Here is a 6,338-nt window from a genome sequence, read left to right as displayed (position 1 = left end):
CTCCCGCCGGCGGGACAGGTCGGTCCGCCCCCGCGGGGAGGGCGGCCCGGCCCGCCGGCGCCGAGGACGCGGACGTGCCGGAGCCCGCCGGGCAGCGGTGGGAGCGTGTCCTGGTGCGGGTCCCCAGGGCACAGGGGCAGCAGCTCGCCGCCGCGCTCAAGGCGGCCAGCGGCGTCCTCGACGCCCGCCGCTCCCCACCGGTGCGGGTCGTCCCCGATCCGATCACCTTGCTGTGATGATGCCGTGATGACCATGTCTCGCGTAAGTTACTTAGTGTAATAAATTCGTTCCTGATGGACGTGTATTTTGATGGATACATGTTGCGGGCGCGGGAAGAGGGCGCGGGAAGCGGTCGGGAAGAGGTGCGGCAGTGACGGTCCGAGAGATCCGGCTGTTGGGGGACCCGGTGCTGCGGACGGTGGCCGAACTGGTCACCACCTTCGACAAGGAGCTCCGCCGCCTGGTCGACGACCTCGTCGAGAGCATGCACGAGGCGGGTGGGGTCGGGCTGGCCGCGCCGCAGCTCGGGGTGTCGCTGCGGGTGTTCACCTACGACGTGGACGGCGAGGTGGGCCACCTGGTCAACCCCGTCCTCGGGCCGTTCAGCGAGGAGCTGATGGACGGCGAGGAGGGCTGCCTGTCCCTGCCCGGCCTCTCCTTCGAGCTGAGACGGCCGGAGCGGGTGATCGCGGTCGGCCAGAACGTCCACGGCGATCCTGTCACGATCGAGGGCAGCGGCCTGCTGTCACGCTGCGTCCAGCATGAGACCGACCATCTCGACGGGGTGCTGTTCATCGACCGGCTGGATTCGGAGACGAAGAAGGCGGCCATGAAGGCCATCCGCGAGGCGGAGTGGGCCGGGCAGGCTCCGCCGGCGGTGAAGGTGTCCCCGCACCCGCTGTTCGGCCGCGCCCGCTGACCGTCCAGGCCGGCCAGCCCTGGCCGGCCGGCTCCTCGCCGCTCGGCCGGGTGACGGGCCTCCGCTTCCCAGCCGGGGCCGTGCCTTCCCCGCCCGGCGGTCCCGGACGGGCCGCGCCGAGCGGGAGGACGCCCCACGGTCAGCCGAACGCGACAGGCAGCCGGTCGAGGCAGATGTGCCGGCCGTTCTCGAAGTAGCGGCGTGGCTGGCCGGTGAGCCGGTAGTTCGGATGCCGGGCCAGTTCGGCCAGGACGGCGAGGAACTCCGTGCGGGCGTGGTGCGCGCCGATGCAGAAGTGCGCGCCCTGGCCGAAGGTCAGGTGCCGGACCGGGTCCCGGTCCAGCCGGAACTCGTCGGGGCCGGGGAACTTCGCCGGGTCCCGGTTCGCCGCCCCGGTGAGCAGCACGACCCGCGCGCCGGCGGGGATCGTCGTACCGGCGATCTCCACGGGCCTGGTCGTCAGCCGGGTGCCGTGGTCCACCGGCGTCCACAGCCGCAGCGTCTCCTCCACCGCCACCGGCATCAGCTCGGGCCGTCCGCGCAGCTCGTCCTGGAGGTCGGGACGTCGGGCGAGCTGCCAGAGCAGGTGCGCGAGCGTGTTCATCGACGTCTCGTGGCCGGCGATGGCGAAGGCGACCAGCATCACGTGCAGCTCGGCGTCGGTGACCGGCCGGCCGTCGAAGTCCGACCGCACCAGGGCGGACAGGTAGTCCTCGCCGGGGTCGGCGCGGGCCCGTTGGATCTCGGCGCGGAACAGCTCGGCGAACGGCGGCCAGAAGCCGTCGGGGCTGTCGTCGGTGGGCATTCTCGACCAGGTGTTCGCGGTCAGCCGCCGGATGCGTTGCTGCGCGTCCGGGGAGAAACCGACGGCGAGGCCGACCACGGCCAGCGGCAGCGGTACGGCCAGTTCCGCGACCAGGTCGCCGTGCCCGCGTTCCACCACCGGTCGCAGCAGCCGTGCCACCAGGGCGGACACCGCCGGTCGCAGGTCCTGGGCCCGGGCCGCCAGGAACGGTGGCCGCATCAGGGCGCGGAAGGTGGTGTGCTCGGGGGGGTCGTATTCCAGCGGCGCGAACCGCGGGGTCCCCGCCGCCCGGGGGAAGAACACCCCGGACGCGGAGCTGAAGGTCTCGTGGTCCTTCAGCGCGGTCGCCACGTCGTCGTAGTGGGACAGGATCCAGATCCCGCCGTACGCCCGGGAACGGACGACCCGGCCGCGTTCCCGGATGCCCCGGTGCACGGCGATGGCCGTCTCCGGGTCGAAGGCCGGGTCGTGGTGGTCGAAGTCTGCGATGAGCCGCCGTACAGCCGCGGTCACGCTCCGCGCGCTGCCCGTGCCCCCGCCCGCCGTCCCGTTCCCGGCGCCGCTCTCGGCCACGTCCGGTCTCTCGGCCGTGTCCGGCCTTCCGGCCACGTCCTCGCCAGCCGCGATCTTGTTCGTGTTCCTGGTCACCGGGCCACTTCGGCTTCCTGGTCGGCTTCCCGCCGCCCGCTCCCGGGACGCAGGTGCTCCAGCGGGTGGGTCAGCTCCGGGTGGTAGGTCTCGTCCACGATCCACTTGACCATCCGCCGGGTGGGCTCCATGGCGTCCTGGGGGAGGTCCGCGCGGAAACGCGTCGCGTAGCCCAGCGAGACCAGCCGTTGCGCCCCGTACAGCGGAGCTGTGTCGCGCAGCTGCCGTTTGAGCGATTCCGGGTACACCCCCACGGTCTGGGTGTAGGCGTTCATCGCGCGGACCGCGTCCGCGACGTCGTCGACCGGGACGACGTTGGCCACCCGTCCGGACAGCGTCTGGTGGAAGTCGACGGGGTCGGGCAGCTGTGAGACCACCACCGCGCCCTCGTCGGCCCTGCCGCCGATCACCCGGTAGAAGTCGGTGTCCGCGCGCAGCACCCGCAGGTCGGCCCGCAGGTCGGGGTCGAAACGGCGGGCCGGGGTGCTGACCTGTTCCGGCAGCGCCTGGACGGCGTCGTAGAGCAGTTGTCCCCACCGGTTGGCCAGGGCCACCCCGGCCGGGCCGGTGCCGGTGACGACGTAGATCACCCGGGCGTTGAAGCAGCCTTCCTGGTTGAGCACGCCGACGTCGGCGGCGGCCAGCCGGGCGGTGGCGGCCATGCTCGCCGCGTCGGCGAAGGCCTGCGCGCCGATGACGGTGGCGCTGAGCTTCGGGTCGAGCGGGACGAGTTCCAGCCCGGGCCGGATGTAGCGGGTGACGTGCTGGACGGAGGCCAGCCCGCCCCAGGCGACGATCTTCTCCACCTGTGCCGGGTGGTAGAGGGCGCGCTCGAACCGCTCGTCGCCGCCCTTCCAGTACACGACGCTCAGGTGCCGGGTGAGCGGGTGCCCGGGGGCGGTCTCGGCGATCGTCCGGGCGATGGCCAGCGCGGTGAGCGGGTCGTTGGACGGGCTCTTGATGATCGTGTCGCACCGGGTGATCGCGCTGCGCACGATGGTGATCGCGGCGATGATCGGGTTGTTGCCGGCGATGATGTGCACGCAGCGGGAGCCGAACGCGCGGACCGCCCCGGCGCCGACGTCGGCCCAGCCGTCCAGGAAGCGGGTGCCCACGGTGCGCTCGGCGACCGAGCGGACCAGGCCCGGCTCGAACAGCGACGGCAACTGCCGGTAGGTGGAGCGCAGCAGGGCCGGTGTCAGGTCCGAGTAGGCCGCGAGCTGGTCCAGCGCCTCGGCCAGGAACGGGTTGTCCGGCACCGACAGCCTGGCGCCGACCTCGCCGAGCAGATCGATGATCTCCGTCAGCGGCACCGACTGCAGCTCGGCCATGCGCGCGGGGTCGCGCAGCGGGAGCGTGTCGAGCAGGCCGAGCGGATCCGGCGCGGCGAAACCGGCGGCGGACTCGACCGGGCCGGCGGTACGCAGCTCACCCCGGACGAACGCGGGGATCAGTGGTGCCGGCATCTAGACCAGCGCCCCGTTGAGGAACTCCAGCGCCTCACCCAGCGCCTCGGTGGTCGCCGCGCAAGTGATCTTGTCATCGCCGCGGGTGCCGCCGAACCGGCCGATCCGGGTGCCCAGCCGCGGGGTGGTGCGGCCACACGGGCAGGGGTCCCAGGTCACGGTGACCTCGTCCCCGGAGACGAAGCCGCCCCAGTGGATCTCGGCGGTGAGGTCGAGGAAGGCCGCGCGGCCGGTCCGGGTGCCCGTCCGGGGCAGCGGCAGCCCGGTGCCGGGGTCGAGCAGGTAGAAGATCAGCCATGGCTCCAGGTGGTAGCCGGCGTTCTCGCACAGCAGGTTCAGCGAGATCACCTCCACCATCGCGTACACGAGCTGCAGCTGGGGCACGCCGAAGAAGCCGGCCACCCCCCGCGCCCAGTCGTCCGGCAGCACACCCGCCTTGGAACCGCCGCCGGGGAAGACCACCGAGTCCGGCGCGAACAGCTCGCGCAGCCCGCGCGCGGCGCCGGCCCCCGCCATGCCGTGGAAGACGTCCCAGGTGCTCAGGGAGGCCACCCGCCGGCCGCGCAGCGTGTCGGCCAGCCGCTCGACGAACTCGCCCATCCCGCGGCCGGTGGCGTGCAGCGCGTCCTCGAACTCGGCCCTGCGCTGCCGCATGGCCGGGCTGATCTCGACCCGGTCGAGCTCGCCCCGGGCGGCGGCGGCCCGCAGCCGCCCGGCCAGGAACATCACGTCCGCGCTGAGCAGCCCGGGGTGCAGGGTGTGGAACCGGTCGGGATGCCCGGCGATCTGCTCAGCCATCGCGGTGGCGTGCCGGGCGATCCCGCTGCGGCCGGAGCGGAAGCTCGGCCACACCACGTCGACCCCCTCGGGGTCGCGGTCCGGGATGACGTCCAGCCGGACGATCTCGTACAGCCGGTCGTACTCGACGGCCGAGTGCGGGATGAACGACATCGTGCCGGTGGTGCCGGAGGAGTGCGCCAGCCGGAGCTCGGTGCTGGCGTCGATGAGGTCCAGCCACCCGTCGATCGAGGCGCAGCCGGTGGTGTCCAGCCCGGAGAGGTCCACCGTGACCAGGCGGGACAGCCAGGTGGTCAGCCGGTCGAACCGGTTGTCCACCAGCAGCCGGGCCGGATAGGACTTGTACACGGTGTGCGGGAACAGCAGCGGGGCGGCGTCGTCGAGCGAGCGGATCTCGTCGATGCCCTGTTCCTCGGCCAGGGTGCGCAGGATCGGGATACGGTCCCGTAACGCCGCGAACCGGAGCTTGAGCGCGGCCAGCTGCAGCTCGGCCAGCCGCCGCGGCGCAAGGGTGTGCATCGCCAGCCGTGAGTGCCCGAAGTACTCGATCGGATTGCCGGCGAAGGTGAGCAGGTCCTCGTCGCTGGTCATGGCTGGGCCCTTTCTGGCTGCTGCGTGGGTTCCCGCGCCGGAGGTGGCGCGGGCCGCCGTTCCGGCTCCGGCTCCGGTTGTGGCACCGGTTCCGGCTCCGGTTGTGGCACCGGTTCCGCCCCGGTGGACGCGGGCACGGTGGACGCGAGATGGCTGGCGATCGCCGCGACGGTGGGGTGGTGCCACAGCAGTGTCGGCGCGGCCGCGACACCGAGCCGTTCGGTGAGCTGGACGCGCAGCGCCACCGCCAGCAGCGAGTCCAGCCCGCTCTCGGTCAGCGGGCGGTGCGTGTCCACCCGCTCGGACGGCAGCCCGAGCACGTCCGCCGCCGCGTCCCGGACCTGTGCGGTGACCAGCTCGAGGCGTTGCGTGTCCGGCAGCGCGGCCCACTCCACCGCCGTGGCCGGCGGCGCGGCGGCCAGCGCGCGCAGCACGGCCGCCGGGGCCGCGCCGGGCAGCACGGTGAGCACGGCGACGTTCGCCCCGAGACCAGGATGGACGCCGCCCCAGGCGCGCAGCGCGTCGTCCGCGGTGACGTCGCCAGCGGCCCGGGCGCGCAGTTCGGCGTCGACAGTGGCCGCGGAGGCCGCGGCGGCCGCCATGCCCAGGCCACGCCAGCTCGTCCAGGCCAGCGACACCGCGTGATCGTCGCCGGCGGCGCGGCGGTGCCGGGCCAGCCCGTCGAGGAAGGCGTTGCCGGCGGCGTAGGCCGCCTGGCCGGGCAGGTGCAGCAGGCCGCCGGCGGAGGAGAACAGCACGAAGAAGTCCACGCTGCCCGGTGGGAACAGCTCGTGCAGGACGAGCGCGCCGGCCACCTTCGGCCGCATGACCGCCCGCAGCGACCGTTCGTCGAGCGCGTCGATCGGCGCACTGTGGACCACGCCGGCCGCGTGCACGACACCGGCCACCGGCGGCAGGTCGTCGGCGCCCGCCAGCGCGGCGAGCAGCTCCTCCCGGTCGGCGACGTCGGCGGAGAGCACCCGCACCGTGGCGCCCTCGGCCTCGATCGCGGCCCGGAAGTCACCGCGGGCCCGTGGCGGCGCCGGCGCCCGGCCGAGCAGCAGCAGCCGGCGCGCCCCCCGGGCAGCCAGCCAGCGGGCGACGCGCCGGC

The 6,338-nt window shown here is 73.7% G+C and carries 6 protein-coding genes; 2 read left to right on the top strand and 4 right to left on the bottom strand.

All coding sequences use genetic code 11. The features are described from left to right. Both NBW84_RS21460 and def read left to right on the top strand, forming a co-directional pair. Nucleotides 1-236 (top strand): hypothetical protein (locus NBW84_RS21460; protein ID WP_445548483.1); only part of this gene is annotated, 236 nt, incomplete at its 5' end. A gap of 134 nt (nucleotides 237-370) precedes the next feature. After that, nucleotides 371-919: a peptide deformylase gene (gene def / locus NBW84_RS21455; protein ID WP_250286821.1), complete on the top strand. Its 549-nt coding sequence runs from the start codon at nucleotides 371-373 to the stop codon at nucleotides 917-919. Between the two features lie 139 nt (nucleotides 920-1,058). On the opposite strand, the gene NBW84_RS21450 is transcribed toward def, so the two are convergent. The 4 genes from NBW84_RS21450 to NBW84_RS21435 form a co-directional block, all read right to left on the bottom strand. After that, complete coding sequence (locus tag NBW84_RS21450; RefSeq protein WP_250286819.1) at nucleotides 1,059-2,372, bottom strand: cytochrome P450; 1,314 nt, start codon at nucleotides 2,370-2,372, stop codon at nucleotides 1,059-1,061. Further along, nucleotides 2,369-3,838 (bottom strand): acyl-CoA reductase, encoded by a 1,470-nt coding sequence (locus tag NBW84_RS21445; protein WP_250286816.1) that lies wholly within the window; start codon nucleotides 3,836-3,838, stop codon nucleotides 2,369-2,371. The genes NBW84_RS21450 and NBW84_RS21445 overlap by 4 nt, the downstream gene beginning before the upstream one ends. Beyond that, nucleotides 3,839-5,227, bottom strand: a complete 1,389-nt coding sequence (locus NBW84_RS21440) for a hypothetical protein (RefSeq protein WP_250286814.1) — start codon at nucleotides 5,225-5,227, stop codon at nucleotides 3,839-3,841. Then, the coding region (locus NBW84_RS21435; protein ID WP_250286812.1) for a beta-ketoacyl reductase at nucleotides 5,224-6,338 on the bottom strand (1,115 nt) is incomplete at its 5' end. The genes NBW84_RS21440 and NBW84_RS21435, both read right to left, overlap by 4 nt.

Source organism: Protofrankia sp. CiP1_Cm_nod2 (assembly GCF_920664355.1).
In the GTDB taxonomy this organism is placed as follows: Bacteria; Actinomycetota; Actinomycetes; order Frankiales; family Frankiaceae; genus Protofrankia.
The sequence above is the reverse complement of the archived record's forward strand: the minus strand, read 5'-3'. Positions and strand labels throughout refer to the sequence as shown.

What these genes read in the sequence shown, in the direction of transcription:
- NBW84_RS21445 (WP_250286816.1), bottom strand. Translation starts at nt 3,838, where the DNA reads ATGCCGGCACCACTGATCCCCGCGTTCGTCCGGGGTGAGCTGCGTACC.
- NBW84_RS21440 (WP_250286814.1), bottom strand. Translation starts at nt 5,227, where the DNA reads ATGACCAGCGACGAGGACCTGCTCACCTTCGCCGGCAATCCGATCGAG.